Source organism: Pantoea sp. SM3640 (assembly GCF_015654165.1).
Taxonomy (GTDB): Bacteria; Pseudomonadota; Gammaproteobacteria; order Enterobacterales; family Enterobacteriaceae; genus Pantoea; species Pantoea vagans.
Genome location: NZ_CP064872.1, coordinates 3,159,537 through 3,181,534, shown reverse-complemented (window position 1 = coordinate 3,181,534; position 21,998 = coordinate 3,159,537). Strand labels below are relative to the sequence as shown.

General features: G+C 57.7%; 15 protein-coding genes and 1 riboswitch. Of the genes, 3 read left to right on the top strand and 12 right to left on the bottom strand.

Going from position 1 to position 21,998, the window contains the following annotated elements; all coding sequences use genetic code 11:
• Nucleotide 1 precedes the first annotated feature (1 nt).
• Nucleotides 2-2,377, bottom strand: a complete 2,376-nt coding sequence (gene lptD / locus IV493_RS14865; protein ID WP_230299973.1) for an LPS assembly protein LptD — start codon at nucleotides 2,375-2,377, stop codon at nucleotides 2-4.
• A gap of 182 nt (nucleotides 2,378-2,559) precedes the next feature.
• Between lptD and djlA the strand changes: the two genes are divergently transcribed.
• Nucleotides 2,560-3,369 (top strand): co-chaperone DjlA, encoded by an 810-nt coding sequence (gene djlA / locus IV493_RS14860; RefSeq protein ID WP_195857358.1) that lies wholly within the window; start codon nucleotides 2,560-2,562, stop codon nucleotides 3,367-3,369.
• 59 nt (nucleotides 3,370-3,428) lie between these two features.
• On the opposite strand, the gene rluA is transcribed toward djlA, so the two are convergent.
• The 3 genes from rluA to polB form a co-directional block, all read right to left on the bottom strand.
• Nucleotides 3,429-4,082, bottom strand: a complete 654-nt coding sequence (gene rluA, locus IV493_RS14855) for a bifunctional tRNA pseudouridine(32) synthase/23S rRNA pseudouridine(746) synthase RluA (protein WP_195857357.1) — start codon at nucleotides 4,080-4,082, stop codon at nucleotides 3,429-3,431.
• 39 nt (nucleotides 4,083-4,121) lie between these two features.
• Nucleotides 4,122-7,028 carry an RNA polymerase-associated protein RapA gene (gene rapA, locus IV493_RS14850; protein WP_013356745.1) on the bottom strand — a complete coding sequence of 969 codons (2,907 nt, stop codon included), beginning with the start codon at nucleotides 7,026-7,028 and terminating at the stop codon, nucleotides 4,122-4,124.
• Between the two features lie 153 nt (nucleotides 7,029-7,181).
• The gene (gene polB / locus IV493_RS14845) at nucleotides 7,182-9,542 is read right to left on the bottom strand and encodes a DNA polymerase II (protein ID WP_195858188.1); all 2,361 of its coding nucleotides are present in this window, start codon (nucleotides 9,540-9,542) and stop codon (nucleotides 7,182-7,184) included.
• 168 nt (nucleotides 9,543-9,710) lie between these two features.
• Between polB and IV493_RS14840 the strand changes: the two genes are divergently transcribed.
• Entirely contained in the window at nucleotides 9,711-10,475 is a 765-nt protein-coding gene (locus tag IV493_RS14840; RefSeq protein WP_095707664.1) for a DedA family protein, read from the top strand.
• A gap of 3 nt (nucleotides 10,476-10,478) precedes the next feature.
• Here the strand turns inward: IV493_RS14840 and thiQ are convergent, their stop codons facing one another.
• From thiQ to sgrR, 4 genes are all read right to left on the bottom strand, one after another.
• Entirely contained in the window at nucleotides 10,479-11,180 is a 702-nt protein-coding gene (gene thiQ, locus IV493_RS14835; RefSeq protein ID WP_195857356.1) for a thiamine ABC transporter ATP-binding protein ThiQ, read from the bottom strand.
• Nucleotides 11,167-12,774: a thiamine/thiamine pyrophosphate ABC transporter permease ThiP gene (gene thiP / locus IV493_RS14830; protein ID WP_195857355.1), complete on the bottom strand. Its 1,608-nt coding sequence runs from the start codon at nucleotides 12,772-12,774 to the stop codon at nucleotides 11,167-11,169. Before thiP ends, thiQ begins: the two co-directional genes overlap by 14 nt.
• Nucleotides 12,750-13,736 carry a thiamine ABC transporter substrate binding subunit gene (thiB, locus tag IV493_RS14825; RefSeq protein WP_033781845.1) on the bottom strand — a complete coding sequence of 329 codons (987 nt, stop codon included), beginning with the start codon at nucleotides 13,734-13,736 and terminating at the stop codon, nucleotides 12,750-12,752. The genes thiP and thiB overlap by 25 nt, the downstream gene beginning before the upstream one ends.
• Nucleotides 13,737-13,782: 46 nt before the next feature.
• Nucleotides 13,783-13,885, bottom strand: a riboswitch (TPP riboswitch).
• Between the two features lie 35 nt (nucleotides 13,886-13,920).
• Nucleotides 13,921-15,582 (bottom strand): HTH-type transcriptional regulator SgrR, encoded by a 1,662-nt coding sequence (sgrR, locus tag IV493_RS14820; protein WP_195857354.1) that lies wholly within the window; start codon nucleotides 15,580-15,582, stop codon nucleotides 13,921-13,923.
• Nucleotides 15,583-15,835: 253 nt separating this feature from the next.
• Here sgrR and IV493_RS14815 point away from each other — a divergent pair, with 253 nt between their 5' ends.
• A complete protein-coding gene (locus IV493_RS14815) occupies nucleotides 15,836-17,014 on the top strand; it encodes an MFS transporter (RefSeq protein WP_147789390.1) in 1,179 nt (392 codons plus the stop codon).
• Between the two features lie 270 nt (nucleotides 17,015-17,284).
• Here IV493_RS14815 and leuD read toward each other — a convergent pair whose 3' ends face one another.
• Genes leuD through leuA form a run of 4 tightly spaced genes read right to left on the bottom strand, consistent with a single transcriptional unit; the run spans nucleotide 17,285 to nucleotide 21,961 of the window.
• Nucleotides 17,285-17,890, bottom strand: a complete 606-nt coding sequence (gene leuD, locus IV493_RS14810; RefSeq protein ID WP_003854779.1) for a 3-isopropylmalate dehydratase small subunit — start codon at nucleotides 17,888-17,890, stop codon at nucleotides 17,285-17,287.
• A 3-nt stretch (nucleotides 17,891-17,893) separates the two neighbouring features.
• Nucleotides 17,894-19,300 (bottom strand): 3-isopropylmalate dehydratase large subunit, encoded by a 1,407-nt coding sequence (gene leuC, locus IV493_RS14805; RefSeq protein WP_013356753.1) that lies wholly within the window; start codon nucleotides 19,298-19,300, stop codon nucleotides 17,894-17,896.
• 4 nt (nucleotides 19,301-19,304) lie between these two features.
• Nucleotides 19,305-20,396, bottom strand: a complete 1,092-nt coding sequence (leuB, locus tag IV493_RS14800; RefSeq protein WP_013356754.1) for a 3-isopropylmalate dehydrogenase — start codon at nucleotides 20,394-20,396, stop codon at nucleotides 19,305-19,307.
• Between the two features lie 2 nt (nucleotides 20,397-20,398).
• Nucleotides 20,399-21,961: a 2-isopropylmalate synthase gene (gene leuA, locus IV493_RS14795; protein ID WP_033781852.1), complete on the bottom strand. Its 1,563-nt coding sequence runs from the start codon at nucleotides 21,959-21,961 to the stop codon at nucleotides 20,399-20,401.
• Nucleotides 21,962-21,998: the final 37 nt, after the last annotated feature.

The window sequence follows — 21,998 nt, the reverse complement described above, 5'->3', positions numbered from 1 at the left end:
ATCAGAAAGCGGGCTGGTAAGGGATAATGCCCTGACGCAGCATATCGTTGGTGCCTAAGCCATAGTTAGGACTCAGACCACGCAGCTCAATGTTGAATGAGATTTGGTTGTCATATTTACTGTCGTTGTTTTCCCAACCGTTAATTTTGCGTTCGTAACCGACCCGAATCGCGTAACAGCATGAGCTGTACTGCAGGCCAACCAGCTGCGACGCCGGACGCGTATTGCGGGTATCGTAGTAGTAAGCACCTACCACAGACCATGCATCCGCAATCGGCCAGCTGGCCGTGGTACCCACCTGTGAAATCCCGTTTTTAAAGATAGGGTTTGTCACCAGGCTGCTATCGTTCAGCGCGGTCGCTACATATTCCGGGCTGCTGTAACGGTAGCTCAGCTGTACCATGCGGTCGGCGTCACGACGGTATTCCAGTACGGTATTGCCCTGGGAGACGTTGTCGAGTTTGGTGTCATATTGCAGCCCACCTCTGACGCCCCAGCGATCGCTGATTTTCCAGTATGTATCACCAGCCCAAATCAGGCTGCCGGTATCATCTTCTTTACTGGTTTGATTCACACCAGTACGAGAAGGGGTAAACGAGTAGATTTGACCCACAGAAACGTTAAAACGTTCAACCAGATCGGTATCATAAATACGCGAGGTGACACCGGTAGCCACTTCATTGGCCGACGCGATGCGATCCAGCCCGCTATAAGTACGATCGCGGAACAGACCGGTGTAGTCGGTTTGCAGCAATGTTGAGTCGTAGGGATAGATGTTGCTCTGGTTACGGTACGGGATATACAGGTACTGCACGCGCGGTTCCAGCGTTTGGGTATAGCCCGCAGCCGAATTCATATCGCGGTCAAATACCAGCCGGCCATCCACTTTAAACTGCGGCAGGGTGCGGTTTACAGATTCATCCAGTTCGCCGCTCTTATCACCCCGGAGACCGTTAGCAGCGTTGTTATAGTAATCAACGTCAGTCTGCTGATAGTGGGTCGCCAGGAACTTCGCTTCGGTATCCAGGCTGGCCCAGCCATTGGACAGTGGCAGATTCAGCGTTGGCTCAACATGCAAGCGGGTCGCCTCGGGATAGCGGCTGTTGACGTTGGTGAACTTCACCGCCTGCGCATAAACGCGGCCATCAAACGGGCCGATATCGTTCTGATAGAGATTAACGTCCAGCTGCGGCATCGCGCGATAGACATTATTGCTGGTGGTATTGCCAAATACCTGGAAATCTTTGGTGGAGAGCGTGGCGTCCCAGTTGGTGTCCGCATAGCCAACGCTGAATTTCTGCGTGGCGTAGTTGTCGGTCGAGCTGTAGTACTTCGAGTCGAGATCGTTGAAGTAATATTTGTCGCTGACTTTGGTATAGTCCGCGTTGAAACGCCAGTGCTGGTCATAAACACCCGCATGACGCCAGTAGAACAGCCAGCGATCGGAGCTGGCGCTTTCGGCGATGCCACGCTCTGATTTGTCGTTATCGTACTGTTTATCGGAGCCGAGGTAGTCGAACTCCACCAGACCGGCACCCAGCGTGGTCAGATAACGGAATTCATTTTCAAACTTCATGCCGCGCTTACTGATGTAGTGCGGCGTGATGGTCGCATCGGCCTGTGGCGCGATGTTCCAGTAGTAGGGCAGAACGAACTCAAAGCCGTTATTGCTGCCATATTTTGCGTTCGGGATCAGGAAACCGGACCGGCGGCGATCGCCAATCGGTAACTGCAGATAGGGGCTGTAGAACACCGGAACCGGACCGAGCTTAAAGCGAGCATTCCAGATCTCCGCCACTTCCTCTTCGCGATCCTGGATCACTTCTGAACCCACTACGCTCCAGCTGTTGGAGCCAGGCAGACAGGAGGTAAAGGTACCGTTTTCCAGAATGGTATAGCGGTTATCGCCGCGCAGCTTCATCTGATCGGCGGTACCACGTCCCTGACGATCCACCATCTGGTACTGACCATTCCAGACGTTGGTATCTTTGCTGTTCAGGTTTGACCAGGCTTTCGGACCTTTCAGGATGACCTGGTTGTCATCGTAGTGCACATTACCCAGGGCATCGACGGTACGCACGGGCGCGGTCTGGCCTTCCTGCTGACGCTGATGAAGCTGAACTTCATCCGCCTGCATACGGCTGTTGCCCTGCTCAATGTTTACGTTGCCAGTAAAGACCGCATCATTGGGATAGTTCCCTTTCGCGGCATCGGAGTGAATGGTGACAGGCAGTTGGTTCGTATCACCGTTCACCAGCGGGCGGTTGTAACTCGGCACGCCTAACATACACTGCGACATCAAATCGTCGGCAAAGGCTTGCTGGCTAATGGCTGCGCCGATCAGTGTGGCCAGCAGGGTAGGTATATGTTTTTTCATACGCGGTATCGAGAATTCCATGAAAACTGGCATCATGCCGACAATCGGGTCAGAGACTAACTTACTGCCCGGCGTTGCGCCAGTGTTAATCCTGGTCTGTCAGCGTTGCCGTTAGGCGCTGAGATAAATGACAGGTATGATAATGCAATTTTCAGCCGCAAGCATGGCGAATTGAGGAGTTTATGCGCTACTGGGGAAAAGTTATGGGTCTGGCGGTGGGATTACTTTCCGGCGCAGGCTTTTGGGGTATTGTGATCGGTTTGATCATTGGCCATATGGTTGACAAAGTACGCGGCGCACAAGGCAAGGCTTACTTCTCAAATAATCAGACCCGACAGACGCTGTTTTTCAGCACCACCTTTCAGGTGATGGGCCATCTGACCAAGTCAAAAGGGCGCGTCACGGAAGCGGATATTCAGATTGCTTCGCTGTTAATGGAACGGATGCAGCTGCACGGTGACTCCCGCAGTGCAGCCCAGCGCGCGTTCCGCGAAGGCAAGCAGGCGGATTACCCGTTACGCAGCAAATTGCGTGAACTGCGCAGCGCCTGTTTTGGCCGGTTCGATCTGATTCGGATGTTCCTGGAGATCCAGATTCAGGCCGCCTTTGCCGACGGCTCACTGCATCCCAATGAGCGTCAGGTGCTCTATGTGATTGCTGAAGAGCTCGGCATTTCACGGGTCCAGTTCGACCAGTTCCTGCGCATGATGGAAGGTGGCCAGCAGTTTGGCGGCGGTCAGCGCAGTTCTGGCGGTTTCCAGCAGGCACAACGCGGCCCAACGCTGGAAGATGCCTGCAGCGTACTGGGCGTGAAAAGCAGTGATGACGCCACCACGATCAAACGCGCTTACCGTAAACTGATGAGCGAGCATCATCCCGACAAGCTGGTGGCGAAAGGGCTGCCGCCAGAGATGATGGAGATGGCGAAGCAGAAAGCGCAGGAAATTCAGGCGGCGTACGATCTGATTCGCAAAGAGAAAGGCTTTAAATAATCACTGTGTCCCCTGGCCTCTTCTGCAACAGAGGAGGCCAGGGTGACAGGTCGAACATCTCAAAAATCGGCGGGCTGACGAAACGTCATAGCATTACCAAATGCCGGATGGGCAATGGTCAGTGACTCCGCATGCAGCAGCAGACGGGCTGCCATCGCTTTGGCTTCCGGGTGCGCATAGAAGTTGTCTCCCAGAATCGGATGGCCCAGCGCCAGCATATGCACCCGCAACTGGTGTGAACGGCCGGTAATCGGCTTCAGCGACACGCGTGCACTGTTATCCGCACGATACTCCAGCACCTGATACTCCGTCTGCGCGGCTTTGCCGGTCTCGAAGCAGACCATCTGCTTTGGACGATTTGGCCAGTCACAAATCAGCGGCAGATCAACCAGTCCCTCTTCCTTTTCAGGATGTCCCCAGATACAGGCCACGTAGGTTTTGGAAGGCTCCCGTTCGCGGAACTGGCGTTTCAGCTCGCGTTCCGCCGCCTTGGTCAGCGCCACCACCATTACGCCGCTGGTCGCCATATCGAGTCGGTGGACCGACTCGGCCTGCGGGAAATCACGCTGTATCCGCGTCATCACGCTATCTTTGTGCTCATCCAGACGACCGGGTACTGAGAGCAGACCGCTGGGTTTATTCACCACCATGATATGCGCATCCTGATAAAGGATGTGCAGCCAGGGTTCACGCGGTGGATTGTAAGGTTCCATGGGGCTTTCCAAAAATAAGGGGCCATGTGGCCCCTGAGCTTACTGGTGTGTCACCACAATCAGGCGCAGCGCGTCGAGACGCCAGTTGGCCTGGTCGAGACTTTCCAGCACCTGTTCGCGGTTGCTTTCCAGCGCCTCAACTTCATCGTCGCGGATGTTCGGGTTGACGGCTTTCAGCGCATTAAGACGCGAAAGCTCGGCACCCAGCTTCTCGTTCGCTTCAGCACGTGCCGCATCAATCACCGCACGCGCTTCACTGACGACGCTCTCTTCGGCCTGCGTCAGAATCGCATGCACATCCTGCTGCACCGCATTCACCAGTTTACTGGCGGTATGACGGTTAACCGCATTCAGCTGACGGTTAAAGCTTTCGAACTCCACTTTGCCCGCCAGGTTAGTGCCTTTGGTATCCATCAGCAGACGGATTGGCGTCGGTGGCAGGAAGCGGGTCAGTTGCAGATGCTTCGGTGCCTGCGCTTCAACCACATAGATCAGCTCGACCAGCAGCGTCCCCACCGGCAGCGCCTTGTTCTTCAGCAGTGACAGTGCGCTGCTGCCGGTATCGCCTGACAGGATCAGATCCAGACCGTTACGGATCAGCGGGTGTTCCCAGGTAATGAACTGAGTATCCTCGCGTGACAGTGCCTGATCGCGGTTAAAGGTAATGGTGCAGCCATCTTCCGGCAGGCCAGGGAAATCGGGCACCAGCATGTGGTCGGAAGGGGTCAGCACAATCAGGTTATCGCTGCGATCTTCCTGATTGATGCCGACGATATCAAACAGGTTAAGCGCGAAGTTCACCAGGCCAGTATCGTTATCCTGCTCGCTGATAGCATTGGCCAGCAGCTGCGCCGATTCACCGCCGTTGGAGTTCAGTTCCAGCAGGCGATCGCGACCCTGTTCCAGCTGCGATTTCAGCGCGTCGTGCTGTTTACGGCAGTCAGTGATAAACGCATCGAAGCCTTCATTGTTCTCCGGCGCGGCCAGATAGCCGATCAGCTGTGAATGGACGCTGTCATAGATGGTACGGCCGGTCGGGCAGGTGTGCTCAAACGCGTCCAGCCCTTCGTGATACCAGCGCAGCAGCACCGCCTGTGCGGTCTGCTCCAGCCACGGCACCAGAATCTGAATATCGTGCGCCTGACCGATACGGTCCAGACGACCGATACGCTGCTCCAGCAGGTCCGGGTTAAACGGCAGGTCGAACATCACCAGACGGCTGGCAAACTGGAAGTTACGGCCTTCTGAACCGATCTCGGAGCACAGCAGCACCTGCGCGCCGTTCTCTTCTGAGGCGAACCAGGCGGCAGCACGGTCACGTTCAATGATCGACAGACCTTCGTGGAACACCGCGGCGCGGATGCCTTCACGTTCACGCAGCACCTGCTCCAGCTGCAGCGCGGTGGCGGCTTTGGCGCAGATCACCAGCACTTTCTCTTTACGGTTGCTGGTGAGATAGCCCATCAGCCATTCGACGCGCGGGTCGAAGTTCCACCAGGTCCCGCTGTCGCCCTCAAATTCCTGATAAATCTGCTCCGGGTAGAGCAGGTCACGCGCCCGCTCCTCGGCGCTTTTGCGCGTACCCATAATGCCGGAGACTTTAATCGCCGTCTGATACTGCGCAGGCAGCGGCAGACGGATCTGGTGCAGCTCGCGTTTCGGGAAGCCTTTAACGCCATTACGGGTATTACGGAACAGTACGCGGCTGGTGCCGTGGCGATCCATCAGCATGGAGATCAGCTCCTGACGCGCCTCCAGCTTGCCATCACGGTCGCTGTTGGCGACCTGCAGCAGCGGCTCAATGTCCTGCTCGCCGACCAGATCGTTGATCCGATTCATCTCCTCCTGGGAGATCGCGTTGTCCGCCAGCAGCGCCGTGACGGCATCAGCAATCGGACGGAAATGCTGCTGCTCTTCTACAAAGGCGGCAAAGTCATGGAAACGGTCCGGGTCGAGCAGGCGCAGACGGGCGAAGTGGCTCTCCATACCCAGCTGCTCTGGTGTTGCGGTCAGCAGCAGAACGCCGGCAGTTTTTTCGGCCAGCTTTTCGATAACCTGATATTCGCGGCTTGGCTCGCCTTCTGACCAGGCCAGATGGTGCGCTTCATCCACCACCAGCAGATCCCATTCGGCATCGGCCAGCATCTCAAGGCGCTGTTTGTTACGGCGCACAAAGTCCAGCGAGCAGATAATCAGCTGCTCCGTTTCAAACGGGTTATCGCTGTCGTGCTGCGCTTCGGTATAGCGATCGTCATCAAACAGCGCAAAGCGCAGGTTGAAGCGGCGCAGCATTTCGACCAGCCACTGGTGCTGTAAGGTTTCAGGCACCACGATCAGAACACGCTCAGCACGACCCGCCAGCAGCTGTTGCTGGATGATCATCCCGGCTTCAATAGTTTTACCCAGGCCAACTTCATCGGCCAGCAGCACGCGCGGCGCATGGCGACGGCCGACATCGTGGGCGATATGCAGTTGGTGAGGGATCAGGTTGGTGCGCATACCGCGTAAGCCGCTGATCGGCAGGCGGTACTGCTCGCTCTGGTATTTACGGGCGCGGAAGCGGAGGGCGAAACGATCCATCCGGTCGAGCTGGCCGGCAAACAGGCGATCCTGCGGCTTACTGAATACCAGCTTGCTGTCGAGCATCACTTCGCGCAGCATCACGTCGCTTTCTTCGGTATCCAGCCGGGTACCGATATAGGTCATCAGGTCATTTTCGTTGCGTACTTCATCGACGCGCATCTGCCAGCCTTCGTGGCTGGTGATGGTATCACCCGGATTAAAGATGACGCGGGTAACCGGCGAATCGTTGCGGGCGTAGAGGCGGTTTTCCCCCGTGGCCGGAAACAGCAGGGTGATCATGCGGGTATCGATCGCCACCACGGTGCCCAGTCCCAGTTCACTTTCCGTATCACTAATCCAGCGCTGACCTAATGTAAAAACCATATATTTTTTGCTCGAATTTTAACGTTTTTAGAGGTGTTCCCAAAGCTCAGGCAATAGCGTTACCGCCAGACAAACGAGGTCTGGAGCGGGAGTAAGAGCGGTGAGTTTCAGGAAGGGCGCTATGGTACTGGATGGCAGGGCGTTCGTCACCTGTCAAAAAAGCCCCAGTTGCCCTGTAATCAGTGTAGCAAAGTCCCCTTCAACAAAGGGCAGAATCCCCTCAGCGACCGGCTGAAGTTGCTTCGTTACATAGTGGTCATAGTCCAGCGGCGTGCTGCGCGCTTCCAGTGGTTCCGGGCCTGCCGTCGCCATAACGTAACGAATACGGCCTCCCTTCTGATACTGCAATGGCCGGTTTAATTTACGATTCTGCTCATCGGCCAGCCTGGCGGCACGCACATGCGGGGGCACGTTTCGTTCATATTCATTCAGCGGCCGCCGCAGACGCTTTTTATAGATCAGCTGATCGTCGAGTTCACCCGCCAGCAGCTGCGCTATGGTCGTGCGGATGTAGTCCTGCCACGGCTCACGGTGAAAAATGCGATGGTAGAGCTGCTGCTGAAACTGTTTGGCCAGCGGCGTCCAGTCGGTTCGCACCGACTCCAGCCCCTTGAAGACCATGCGCTCACCGGCAGCGTCACGAATCAGTCCGGCGTAGCGTTTCTTGCTGCCCTGTTCCGCGCCGCGAATGGTCGGCATCAGGAAGCGGCAGAAGTGGCTTTCATACTCCAGCTCCAGAGCGCTGGTCAGCCCCTGCGTCTGCTGGAGGTGGTCACGCCACCAGTCATTTACTTTCTGCACCAGCTGCTGACCAATCGCGGCAGCATCGTCTTCACTGTGCGCCGACTTCAGCCAGACAAAGGTGGAGTCGGTGTCGCCATAGATAACGTCATAGCCTTCCGCTTCAATCAGCGTGCGGGTCTGCTGCATGATGGCGTGACCGCGCAGGGTAATCGAGGAGGCGAGACGAGGATCGAAGAAGCGGCAGGCGCTGGTACCCAGCACGCCATAAAAGGCGTTCATGATAATCTTCAGCGCCTGAGACAGCGGCTGATTTTTCTGCTTTTTCGCTGCCTCACGACCCAGCCAGATCTGCTCAACAATCGCGGGCAGGCAATGGGTATGCCGTGAGAAACGCGCTTCGCGGAAACCTTCGACTGAATCGGCATCATCCCGATGGGCCAGTCCCTCTACCAGACCCACCGGGTCGATCAGGAAGGTGCGGATAATCGACGGATAGAGGCTTTTGTAATCCAGCACCAGCACCGAGTCATACAGGCCGGGGCGCGAATCCATTACATAGCCGCCCGGGCTGGCTTCCGGGGCGACATCGCCCATGTTCGGGGCGACAAACCCGGCGCGATGCATCCGCGGAATATAAAGATGACCAAAAGCCGCCACCGAACCGCCGTGGCGATCGACGGCCAGGCCATTCACCGCCGCACGCTCCAGCAGAAACGGCATAATTGCGGTTTTGTGAAAAATGCGCGTCACCAGCTCGCAGTCTTTCAGGTTGTAGCGTGCCAGCGCCGGTTTATCGTTGGCAAATCGCCAGTTGATCTCCTCCATGCGATCCCAGGGATTATCAATCGCTTTTCCTTCACCCAGCAGCTGTTGCGACACCGACTCCAGGCTGAACGACGGAAAATCCCAGAACGCCGATTTCAGGGCGTCGATGCCATCGATAATTAACCGGCCGCTGGCCTGCGCGAAAAAAACGCCGGGCTTGAAGCCGTGTTCACGCCACTCCAGCGCGGCCTGCTGGCGGCCAAGACGCAGCGGTATGCCGTAGCGATCGGCATGCTTCTGCAGCACCCGCAGGTCAAACTGCACCACGTTCCAGCCAATCAGCACGTCCGGGTCATGCTCTGCAAACCACTGGTTCAGCGCTTCAAGCAGCTGCGGGCGGCTGTCGAGATAGATCAGCTCGAAGTCCAGCGCGCTGGCATCACCGTTTGGCGGGCCGAGCATAAAGACCTGGCGCTGACCGCAACCCTCCAGCCCGATGCAGTAAAGCTCGCCATGCTGCGTGGTTTCAATATCCAGTGAGACCCATTTCAGTGGCGGGCGATAGTCGGGGTGGGGTTTGAGCCGCGCATTGACCACGCTGTCGCCGCGCTGCTCGCCGTCAAACCAGACCGGGGCGGTAATAAAACGCTCCATCAGGTAGCGCTCCGGCGGGCGGATATCCGCCTCATAGACCGGGATGCCCTGTTCGCGCAGCCGCTTTTCGATGCGCTGTAGCTGACGGTTCTGCGGACAGTAGAGGCCAAAAACCGGGCGGCGGCGGAAATCTTTCAGCGCCAGCGACTGAATCCGAAACTGACGTTCATCTTTGAGTAATTCGCTGACCTGCGCCTGAAATTCCTCAGGAATAAACGCAACGGACTCCTGTACCGGCAGTACCACGCGCTGTGCGCCAGCATCCGTGGCGAGCCAGAGGATAATTTCGGTGCCTTGCGGGCTGTCGCGCCAGTGGCGGGTGAGCAGAAAACCTGCGCGGGCCATATTCAGATGTTCTCCGGACTCAGCAATTCAGGGATGAGAAAACTGCTTAAGTATATCATGGATATTTATACAGTTCCCGCCGCCGCTTTTGTCAACATTGTCCTACAATTCTTGCCTTGACGCTGTGTGGCTGGCTCTGGACAATCCAGCCTTCTGCTTTTACTTAGGATGATTATGGAAGCCTGGATTCAACAACTGATTACGCAGTCCCTGGAGTGGGCGCTGTTTGCCGTTGCGCTGGTGACGTTTCTGGAGTCGCTGGCGCTGGTCGGGCTGTTGCTGCCAGGTACGGTAATGATGGCCAGTCTGGGTGCGCTGGTGGGCAGTGGCGAGCTTGGTCTCTATCCTGCCTGGGCGGCGGGCTTTGCGGGCTGCCTGATTGGTGACTGGGTCTCTTACGGTATCGGCTGGAAATTCCAGGGGCCGCTGCATCGCTGGAAGTATCTGCAAAAATATAAAGGCCTGCTGGATAAAACCGAGCATGCCCTGCATCAGCACAGCATGTTTACGATTCTGGTCGGGCGCTTTGTGGGGCCGACACGTCCGCTGATTCCGCTGGCGGCCGGTATGCTGGAGCTGCCAGTGCGTAAATTCCTGCCGCCGAACATTATTGGCTGCATCCTCTGGCCGCCGCTCTATCTGCTGCCCGGTATTCTGGCGGGTGTAGCGATCGATGTGCCCAAAGCCGCGCAGGGCGGCAGCTTTAAGTGGCTGTTACTCGGCGTAGCCCTGCTGATCTGGCTGGGCGGCTGGTTATGCTGGCGCTGGTGGCGCAGCGGCAAGAGCCGCGACTGGGCGACCGCCTGGCTGCCGCCTGAGCGTTTACGCTGGGCAGGACCGCTGGGGCTGGTGATCGCCGTTGCGGCGTTTGTGGGTATTCAGTTCCATCCGATGATGCCGGTTTTCCGTCATCTGCTGTGGCAGGTGTTCTTCGCCTGACGCTTAACGACGCGGGATGCCGAGGACTTCTGCCTCCCGCGTCTCGCCCGACAGCAACTGTCGGGTCTCGCCATCCCAGTACACCCGTCCATCCACAATCACCACACTGCGCGGCGCAATCTGCTGTGCATCTTCAAGACTGTGCGACACCATCAGCAGCGTGATGCTGCGCGCTTCGCACACCGAACGCACCAGTTGCAGCATCTCGCCACGCAGCGCCGGATCCAGTGCAGAAAAAGGCTCATCCAGCAGCAGCACCGGCCGGTCGCGCAGCAGACAGCGTGCCAGCGCCACGCGCTGACGCTGTCCGCCTGACAGTTCGCCCGGCAGGCGAGTCAGCAGATCGCCTAATCCCACCTGGTCGGCCAGCGCGGCCAGCTGCTGACGCTGCTCAGCGTTGAGTTTTAATCCCGGATGCAGGCCCAGCGCCATGTTCTGCTGCACGCTGAGGTGCGGAAACAGGTTGTTCTCCTGAAACAGCATGGACACCGGTCGTCTGGCCGGGACGCTGTGGGTGTGCTCCTGACCGTCAATCATCAGGGTGCCCTGTTTCACCGGCAGGAAACCGGCGATCAGGCTCAGCAGCGTGCTTTTACCGGCTCCGCTGGGTCCGAGAATCGCGATCCGCTCGCCGCGCGCGGCAGTGAGGCTGAAGCGCATCGGCAGATGCTGATAAAGGTAAGTGAGGTTATCAAGTGTCAGCATGGCGGCCTGGTAATTTTTCCATTAGCGTGAACAGCAATAAGCAGAGCAGCAGCAGCAGCAGGGCGGTGACCGCGCCATCTGCACCGCGATAGGCGCCAATCTGCTGATAAAGGTAGAACGGCAGTGTGCGGAAGTCGGCACTGCCAAACAGCGCCACCACGCCGAAATCACCAATCGACAGCACGCAGGCAAAGGCCAGCGCCTGGGCTAGCGGACGCTTCAGCGCCCGCAGCTCGATCAGCCGCAGCCGGTTCCAGCCGTGGATATCCAGTGAATCGCAAAGTCTGCCGTAGCGCTCTGCGACATCCCGCATCGGATTTTCCAGCACTTTCAGCGCATAGGGAATGGCGATTAGCGCATTGGTAAAGATCACCAGCCCGTCGGCCGACTCGGGCAGGCCGATGGTGGCGTTGAACAGCAGGAAAAAGCCGGTGGCGAGCACAATGCCTGGCATCGCCAGAATTAGCATGCCGCTGGTGTCGATCAACTGCGCTGCCGTCGGACGCTGACGCAGACGCAGTTCCCGACTGCTCCACAGCAGCATCATGGTCAGGACCACTGAGAGTAAACCGGCACCAATGGCGATGCGCAGTGAGGTAAAGGTGGCCTGCCACAGTGCAGGCTGTGCCAGCGCGCCACGCAGTCCGCCGTGCAGACCATCGACAATGACCGCCGCCAGCGGAGGCAGCAGCAGGATCAGCGCCAGCCCGATCAGCAGCGCATCCATCAGCTGTGCTGCACGGGAATCCTGCGGATCGCGCCAGTCGTTCAACTGACTGGTTCCGGCGGGAATCGCCTTGCTAAAGCGCTGGCTGAGCAGCACCAGCGTCAGACAGCAGCCGAGCTGAATCAGCGCCAGCAGCGCCGCACGTCCGGGATCGTAGTCATAACTCAGCGCCTGGAATATTGCCAGCTCAATGGTGGTGGCCTGAGGACCGCCACCCAGCGACAGCACGGTGGCAAAGCTGGCGAAACAGAGCATAAAGATCAGCGCGCCGGTTGGCAGCAGCTGACGCCGCAGCCACGGCCACTCCAGCAGACGAAAATGGTGCCAGCCGCGCAGGTCGAGCTGCGCCGCCAGCTGACGCTGTTCAGCCGGGATGCTCTCCAGCGCCTGCAGCATCAGGCGGGTCGCCAGCGGCAGGTTAAAGAAGACGTGCGCCAGCAAGATGCCCGGCAGACCATAGGGCGAGAAGTGATAACCTAGCCCTGCCATCTGGCACAGCTGCGCCAGCCAGCCATTGCTACCGTAAACGGTCAGCAGGCCGAACACCGCGACCAGCACCGGCAGCACCAGCGTCATGGCGCACAGGCGCAGCAGCAGCTGGCGGCCTGGGAAGCTGCGTCGATAGAGCGCCCGCGCCAGCGGTACTGCAGGCAACAGTGACAGCAGGGCGGAGAGCAGCGCCTGAGCGAAAGAGAACGCGATAACGTGATGCAGGTAGTCATCCTGCAGCACGCCGCGTAAGTCCGTGTCCGGTGCGGCGCTCCAGAGTGCACCGAAGGCCAGAAACGCCACGAGTGTCAGTAACACCGTGGCGAGGGAACCGGGGATCAGCCAGCGCGGCATCAGCGGCTGACGGCGCGTTGCCACTGGCTAATCCAGCCCGAACGCTGGCTGGCAACCTCTTCCGGCGAGAACTGCAGAGCAGTTGAAGGCACGCTGAGCGCCGTGAAACCGGCAGGCAGAGGCGTGTCGATCACCGGGTACATCCAGTTGCCGGTGGGGATAGTGCGCTGGAAGTCAGGCGAGACCATAAACTTCATAAACTGCTGTGCCAGCGCGGGCTGTTTGCTGCTGGTTAACTGCGCGGCCACTTCAACCTGCAGATAGTGTCCCTCGGCAAAAGACGCGGCAGCATAGTTCTCTTTTTTCTCTTCGATGATGTGGTAAGCCGGTGAGGTGGTGTAACTCAGCACCAGATCGCCTTCACCCTTCAGGAACAGGCCATAGGCTTCACTCCAGCCTTTAGTGACCGTCACGGTTTTCTGCGCCAGCTTTTGCCACGCCTGCGGGGCCTGATCGCCATAGACCTTCTGCATCCATAGCAGCAGACCTAAGCCGGGCGTGCTGGTGCGGGGATCTTCGTAGATCACCCGCCACTTCTCCGGGCTGTCGACCAGCTCTTTCAGGCTTTTTGGCGGATTTTTCAGCCGGGTTTTGTCATAGACAAAGGCGAAGTAGCCATAATCGAACGGCACGAAGGTGGTGTTGTGCCAGCCATCGGGCAGTTTTAATGTCGAGGTGTCGACCTGACTTTCGGCAAACAGGCCAGTTTTTTGCGCCGCCTGCACCAGATTGTTATCCAGCCCCAGCACCACATCCGCTTTACTGTTTTTGCCTTCCATGCGGACGCGGTTCAGCAGCGAGACGCCATCTTCCAGCGTGACGAATTTCAGTTCGCAGTCGCACTGGGCTTCAAAGGCTTTTTTCACTGCCGGGCCAGGGCCCCAGTCGGCGGAGAAGGAGTCGTAGGTGTAGACCGTGAGAACTGGCTTAGCCGCCAGAACGGGGGCGGAGAGTAACAGCAGCACCGGCAGAACTTTGTTTAACACTTTGCGCTCCTTCAGGAGAATAGGGGATGAGTCGCAAAGGATCTGAGCACAGAGGCCTCTCAAATCCCTACGTCGGTATTAACCGAATCAGGTTCGACGGGTCTCTCTCAGCGGCTTGCTTGTGGCAGGCCGCACCCCGTTGAGAACGTCACATTCTAGTCATTTCAGCGCCGGGGCGAAAGCGTCACAGCGCTGGTGGCGCGAACCAGGCCGATTTAAAATCAAACCAGCCCAGGGTATTCATCCGTACGCCGCGCATGCTGCGCTGTCCTTCCAGTAGCAGCCAGTGATGAAACAGCGGATGCAGACCGGCTTCTTCGACTAATTGCTTGCTCCATTCGGCCAGCGGCAGTGTTTTCTCACGCCAGCGGGCCGCATCGCCATGCCAGTCGATCGGCAGGCAGTGATGCAGCAGTGGAATCTCATAAAGTTGCGCGAACAGGGAGTAATTCAGCGGCAGGGTAAAGTTCACGCTGCCCAGCCAGATATCACTTTCCGCCTCGCCCTGATACCAGCTTTCGTAGCTGATCTCACGGGTCTCCAGCGTGACGCCATGCGCTGCCAGCAGCGGACGCAGTGCATTAGCGATACCTTCGTGCTCCACGTGCTGGCTGTACCAGGTCAGCGTCAGGTGCGTTAAGCCGGGCGGTTTTTCCACGGGCGTCAGATCACGGCGATGATGCCAGCGCGGCAGCAGACCATACGCCGGAAACCAGTAGCGCTGATAGCCGACGCCGGCATGATTGAGCAGGGCGATGGGGTTAAACAGGTAGCTGACCCAGCGCCGCACCGCCTCGTTGCGACCCTGCTCTGAACGCTGATCGAACAGCAGATAGTAGCAGCCCTCTTCAAGGCGGCTCTCCTCCTGAACTTCATCGACGCTGTCGCCCTGCAGTCGGACACCGGCATAGACCAGCTCATCGCTGATGTCGGGCAGGACCCAGATAGAGACATCATCAATCAGGGCGCGAAAACCGAAGTAGTCATCAAACGCTTCGATTTTCAGCTGGCTCTCCTGATTGCGGATCACCCGGTAGGGACCGGTGCCAACAGGCTGACGGGCAAAATCACGCAGTGTCGGCCATTCGCTCGGCAGGATCATCGCACTGACGCTGCCGAGCAGCCAGGGTAATCCCTCGTCGGGCTGGCTTAAACGGATATCCAGCGTCCAGGGGGCAGGCGAGTCAATCTGCGCGATATGGGAAAAGAGTGGATGGGCGCGCTGACGCTCCAGCGTGGCGAGCACATCCTCCATCTCCAGTTCTCTGCCGTGATGGAAGCGAATCGCCGGACGCACAAAGAAGCGCCAGTGAAGTGGGGAAGTCTGCTGCCAGTGGTGCGCAATATCGGGTTCGATTTCCCCGTTTTCCTCATTTATCCGCGTCAGGCCGTTAAAAATCTGTCGCGCAATATGCGTTTCCGAGCGCCGCAGCGGCGAACCGGGCAGCAGGTTAAGCAGCGGACGATAGTAGAGCACCCGCAGGATATGCTTGCCCTGGCGGAAACTGCGCCCCAGGTGTGCCCCAATCATCTGCCGCACCTGGTTTTTATCGCCCACCAGCTGGACCAGTTGATCGATGCGATCCTGTTCCAGCAGATCCTCAGCACGCTGCTGCTGCAACGCCAGACCGGTGTAGCAGAAGGTGAGTTGCGATCGCCTGCCGCGCCCGGCTTCCGCCTGCCAGATCAGCCATCCTGCAGCCTGCATCCGGTTGAGCAGATTACGCATATGACGGCGAGAGCAATGCAGCAGGTCAGCCAGTTCGCTGAGGGTAATCTCCTGCGTTTGCCCCTGGCAGCTCTGCCACAGGCGAATGAACTGCTGCTTCAGACGTGATGAGGACATAAAAGAGGAACTCCCGGTGAAAAGCGCTCTGTTTTTTCTGCCCCATTTTAAGAGCAAACTTTGCGCTATGGGAAGAGCGGGAGGCATTCAGCAGTGAATGGCGTTCGACCCTCACTTCGCTGTTCAGTGGAGTGCTTTTCTGAGTAGGGTGCATTTACACCGCCAGCAGATGATCTCTGCTGGCTTTTTTCATGTTGCGCGGTATCGTCTACCCTTCTTTTTCCCGTCTGTTTGTTCTGAAAGGGATTTCGCTATGAAATCGCTGTTAACGCGGCAGCGCCGCATCAATCCGGTTTACCTCGCTTTTATGGTTGCCTCGTTCATGCTGGGCATCGCGGGCGCATTACAGGCACCCACGCTCAGCCTGTTTCTGACGCGCGAGGTGCAGGCGCGGCCCTTCTGGGTCGGGCTGTTTTTCACCATCAATGCGGTGGCCGGTATCGTGGTGAGCATGCTGGTGGCTAAGCGCTCAGACAGCGTTGGCGATCGTCGGCATATCATTCTCTTCTGCTGCCTGATGGCGCTGATGAATGCGCTGCTGTTTGCCTTTACCCGCCACTATCTGACCCTGCTGACGCTGGGTGTACTGCTGTCGGCGCTGGCCAGCGTCTCAATGCCGCAGCTGTTTGCGCTGGCGCGGGAGTATGCCGATCAGTCGTCACGGGAAGCGGTGATGTTCAGTTCGGTGATGCGTGCGCAGCTGTCGCTGGCGTGGGTGATCGGGCCACCGCTCTCGTTCGCGCTGGCGCTGAACTACGGTTTTGTGACGCTGTTTTTGGTGGCCGCTGCGCTGTTTCTGATCTGTATCCTGCTGGTCTGGTTTACGCTGCCATCTGTGCCACGCACGCAGCCGCTGATGCAAGGCGGCGGGCTGCCGATAAGCGGCTGGCGGGATCGGGATGTGCGGTTGCTGTTCATCGCCTCCGTCGTGATGTGGACCTGCAACACCATGTATATCATCGATATGCCGCTCTATATCAGCACCACGCTGGGGCTGCCGGAGAAGCTGGCTGGTTTGCTGATGGGAACGGCGGCCGGGCTGGAGATTCCGGTGATGCTGCTGGCGGGACATTACGCGCGCCGCATCGGCAAGCGGCGGTTAATGCTGATCGCGGTGGCAGCGGGCGTCCTGTTTTACCTGGGGCTGGTGTTGTTCAACTCCCGCACTTCGCTGATGGTATTGCAGCTGTTTAACGCGGTATTTGTCGGGATTATTGCGGGTATCGGGATGTTGTGGTTTCAGGATCTGATGCCAGGACGACCCGGCGCGGCGACCACGATGTTCACTAACTCGATCTCGACCGGCATGATTTTGGCCGGGGTGATTCAGGGAACGCTGAGTGAGCGGCTGGGACATGAGGCCGTTTACTGGCTGGCATTCGGGCTGGCGATTGTGGCGCTGGTGATGTCGGCGCGGGTGCGCGACGTATAAAAGAGAAGGGCGACAGGATGTCGCCCTCACAGTGCTGATAACGTCCGGCTCGGTGGCGGTAAGACCGAGCTGGCGAAGAGAACACGGTCAGATCGGAAAGTCGCTTAAGCCATCCCTGGCCGCTCGGCCCGCGCCGTCCCTGGCGCGGGACGCTTTCCTCTTCTGACCGTGTTCCCAGCGCATCAGGTTTTTTTATTGCTGTCAGATTCACCCTGATTTGGGTTTGTCAGCAGTCTGAGGGCGACCGAATGTCACCCTTTATTAACTCAATCAGCGCAGAAAAGCGGGCTGATTCTGCTCGTACTGCGAAATCGAGGCTTCGTGCTGCAGGGTCAGGCCGATGCTGTCGAGACCATTAATCATGCAGTGGCGGCGGAAGCTGTCGAGTTCAAACGGATAGACTTTGTCGCCTGCGGTAACCGTCTGGGCTTCCAGATCGACCGTGAAGCTGATACCCGGCTGGGCCGCAACGAGTCTGAACAGCTCATCCACTTCCTCTTCGCTTAACTTCACCGGCAGCAGTTGGTTGTTGAAACTGTTGCCGTAAAAAATATCCGCGAAGCTCGGCGCAATCACCACGTGGAAACCGAAATCGGTCAGCGCCCAGGGCGCATGCTCACGTGAAGAGCCACAGCCAAAGTTCTCGCGCGCTAGCAGGATGCTGGTGCCTTTGAACTCAGGCTTGTTCAGCACAAAGCCGGGCGTCGGCACCGTACCAGCGTCATCTTCAAAGCGCCAGTCATGGAACAGATGCTGACCGAAACCGGTACGGGTGACCTTCTGCAAAAACTGCTTGGGAATGATCGCGTCCGTATCGACGTTCGCGGCATCCAGCGGTGCAACAATGCCGGTGTGCTGAGTAAATTTATTCGCCATGACTTAAGCTCCTGTCGTCAGTTCACGGATGTCGGCAAAGTGGCCGGTCACGGCAGCCGCCGCGGCCATCGCCGGGCTGACCAGATGGGTACGTCCACCACGGCCCTGGCGACCTTCAAAGTTACGGTTGCTGGTAGATGCGCAACGCTCGCCCGGATTCAGGCGGTCATTGTTCATCGCCAGGCACATTGAGCAGCCAGGCAGACGCCATTCAAAGCCCGCTTCCAGGAAGATTTTATCCAGACCTTCCGCTTCAGCCTGCGCTTTGACCGGGCCGGAACCCGGCACCACCATCGCGACCACGCCAGGCGCGACTTTGCGGCCTTTGGCGATAGCGGCGGCGGCACGCAGATCTTCAATACGTGAGTTGGTGCAGGAGCCGATAAACACTTTATCAATCGCAACATCGGTCAGTTTAATGCCCGGCTGCAGGTTCATGTAGGCCAGCGCTTTTTCCGCTGAGGCGCGCTCAACCGGATCGGCGAATGAGGCCGGGTTCGGGATCAACTGATCAACGGCAATCACCTGGCCCGGGTTGGTGCCCCAGGTGACCTGCGGTGCAATCTCTTCAGCATGCAGCGTCACTACCGCATCATACTTCGCGCCTTCATCAGATTTCAGGGTGCGCCAGTATTCAACGGCCTGCTCCCATTTCTCGCCCTGTGGGGAGAACTGACGACCTTTCAGGTAGTTGAAAGTAGTGTCATCCGGTGCTACCAGGCCCGCTTTCGCGCCCATCTCAATCGCCATGTTGCACAGGGTCATACGACCTTCCATGCTCAGCGCCTGGATGGCCGGGCCGCAGAATTCAACCACATAGCCGGTGCCGCCTGCGCTGCCGGTTTTACCGATGATCGCAAGCACGATATCTTTGGCGGTAATGCCGGTGGACGCCTGGCCCAGTACTTCAATCTTCATGGTTTTCGCCCGACCCTGTTTCAGGGTCTGGGTAGCAAACACATGTTCCACTTCAGAGGTGCCAATACCAAACGCCAGCGAGCCGAACGCGCCATGGGTGGCGGTGTGCGAGTCGCCACACACAATGGTCATGCCTGGCAGCGTCATACCCTGCTCAGGACCGATAACGTGGACGATGCCCTGGAATGGGTGATTCAGGTCATACAGCTGTACGCCAAATTCTTCGCAGTTCTTCATCAGCTCCTGCATCTGAATACGCGCCATCTCGCCCGACGCATTGATATCTTTGGTCTGGGTAGAGACGTTGTGATCCATCGTGGCAAAGGTTTTGCCCGGCTGACGGACTTTACGTCCGTGTGCGCGCAGGCCATCAAAGGCCTGTGGCGAGGTCACTTCATGGATCAGGTGACGATCGATGTAGAGTAACGGCGTTTCGTTCGGCGCTTCGTGGACGACATGTGCATCAAATAACTTCTGGTATAAGGTTTTCATTTTTTTATTTTTCCTCGGCGATAAAGCGGGCAATGATGCTGCCCATCTCATCTGTGCTGACCGCAGGGCCATCACCGGCTAAATCTTTGGTGCGGTAGCCCTGTTCCAGCGCACGGCTGATGGCGCGTTCGATACTGTCGGCTGCCGCATCGGCATTCAGGCTGTAACGCAGCAGCAGCGACAGCGACAGGATCTGGGCGACCGGGTTAGCAATATTCTGACCGGCGATATCCGGCGCTGAACCACCCGCCGGTTCGAACAGGCCAAAGCCCGCTTCATTCAGGCTGGCTGACGGCAGCATGCCCATCGAGCCGGTGATCATGGCGCACTCATCAGAGAGAATGTCACCGAACAGGTTGGAGCAGAGCAGCACGTCAAACTGCGACGGGTCTTTGATCAGCTGCATGGTCGCGTTGTCGATATAGATGTGGCTCAGCTGCACGTCCGGGTACTCTTTTGCCACTTCATTAACAATTTCACGCCACATCACCGAGGTCTGCAGCACGTTGGCTTTATCCACCGAGGTGACTTTGTTGCGACGTTTGCGCGCCGATTCAAACGCGATACGGGCGATGCGCTCAATTTCGAAACGGTGATAGACCTCGGTATCAAAGGCACGCTCTTCCGGGCCGCTGCCTTCGCGTCCTTTCGGCTGACCAAAATAGATGCCGCCGGTCAGTTCACGAACACAGAGAATGTCGAAGCCCTTTGCGGCGATATCGGCGCGCAGCGGGCAGAAGGCTTCCAGTCCGCTGTAAAGCGCCGCCGGACGCAGGTTACTGAACAGCTTAAAATGCTTGCGCAGCGGCAGCAGCGCACCACGTTCAGGTTGTGATGCCGGGGGTAAATGCTCCCACTTCGGACCGCCAACGGAGCCAAACAGGATCGCGTCAGCCTGCTCGCAGCCTGCAACCGTAGCCGGTGGCAGAGGTTCGCCATGCTGATCGATTGCAATGCCGCCGACCGCATATTCCTGGGTGGTAATCTGCATATCAAAGCGCTGACGAATGGCATCCAGCACTTTCATCGCCTGTGCCATCACTTCCGGGCCGATACCGTCACCGGATAAAACTGCGATATGAGAGGAGGTGGACATGGTTATACGGTTTCCTTCTGATCTTTAAATTTGCGCTGCAATTCTTGTTCAACCTGACGGGCACGCCAGATATTGTTCAGGGCGTTGACCATCGCTTTCGCAGAGGACTCGACGATATCGGTCGCCAGACCAATGCCGTGGAATTTGCGGCCGTTGTAGCTCACAACGATATCGACCTGACCCAGCGCGTTTTCGCCGTGGCCTTTCGCAGTCAGCTTGTAGTTAACCAGCTCAGCGTCAAACTGCGTGATTCGGTTAATCGCCTGATAGACCGCATCAACCGGACCGTTACCGGTGGCGGCATCCGATTTAGCGACATCGCCGCAGCCCAGATTGACAGAGGCGGTGGCGGTGATGCCGGAACCGGTCTGGACGTTAAATTCGTGCAGCTGGAAATGCTCCGGCTCTTCATTCTGTTTGTTGATGAAGGCCAGCGCTTCCAGGTCGTAATCGAAGACCTGACCTTTTTTGTCGGCCAGTTTCAGGAAGGCGTCATACAGCGTATCCAGATTGTAATCCTGCTCGGCATAGCCCATCTCTTCCATGCGATGTTTTACCGCCGCACGGCCTGAACGCGAGGTCAGGTTCAGCTGGATTTTGTGCAAGCCAATCGACTCTGGCGTCAGGATTTCGTAGTTCTCGCGATTCTTCAGCACGCCATCCTGATGAATACCGGAGGAGTGGGCGAAAGCGTTGGAGCCGACCACTGCTTTATTCGCCGGGATCGGCATGTTGCAGATCTGGCTGACCATCTGGCTGGTGCGGTAGATTTCCTGATGATTGATAGTGGTGTGCACGTTCATGATCTGCTGACGGGTTTTAATCGCCATGATCACCTCTTCCAGCGCACAGTTTCCGGCACGTTCACCCAGCCCATTCATCGTGCCTTCAACCTGACGCGCGCCGGCCTGAACAGCAGCCAGGGCGTTACCGGTTGCCATGCCCAGGTCATCGTGGGTATGTACAGAGATAATCGCTTTATCGATGTTAGGAACGCGGTTCATCAGTTCGCTGATGATGTGAGCATATTCGCCTGGCAGGGTGTAGCCAACGGTGTCCGGGATGTTGATAGTGGTCGCACCGGCGTTAATCGTGGCTTCCACCATCCGGCACAGGTCATCAATGGGGGTACGGCCGCCATCTTCACAGGAGAACTCGACGTCACTGGTGTAGTTACGCGCACGCTTTACCATATGCACCGCACGCTCAATCACTTCCGGCAGCGTACTGCGCAGTTTGGTGGCGATGTGCATCGGGGAGGTCGCGATGAAGGTATGAATACGGAAGGCTTCGGCAACGCGCAGTGATTCATATGCCGCGTCGATGTCTTTCTCCACACAGCGCGCCAGTCCGCAGACCCGACTGTTTTTGATGGTGCGCGCAATGGTCTGTACTGATTCAAAGTCGCCTGGTGAGGAGACCGGGAAACCCACTTCCATCACATCCACGCCCATACGCTCCAGCGCTAAGGCAATCTGCAATTTTTCTTTCACACTCAGGCTGGCCTGTAATGCCTGCTCACCATCGCGCAGAGTGGTATCGAAAATAATGACTTGCTGGCTCATCGTATTCATCCTTTTGCTTTTTTCGGGCCTGGCAACG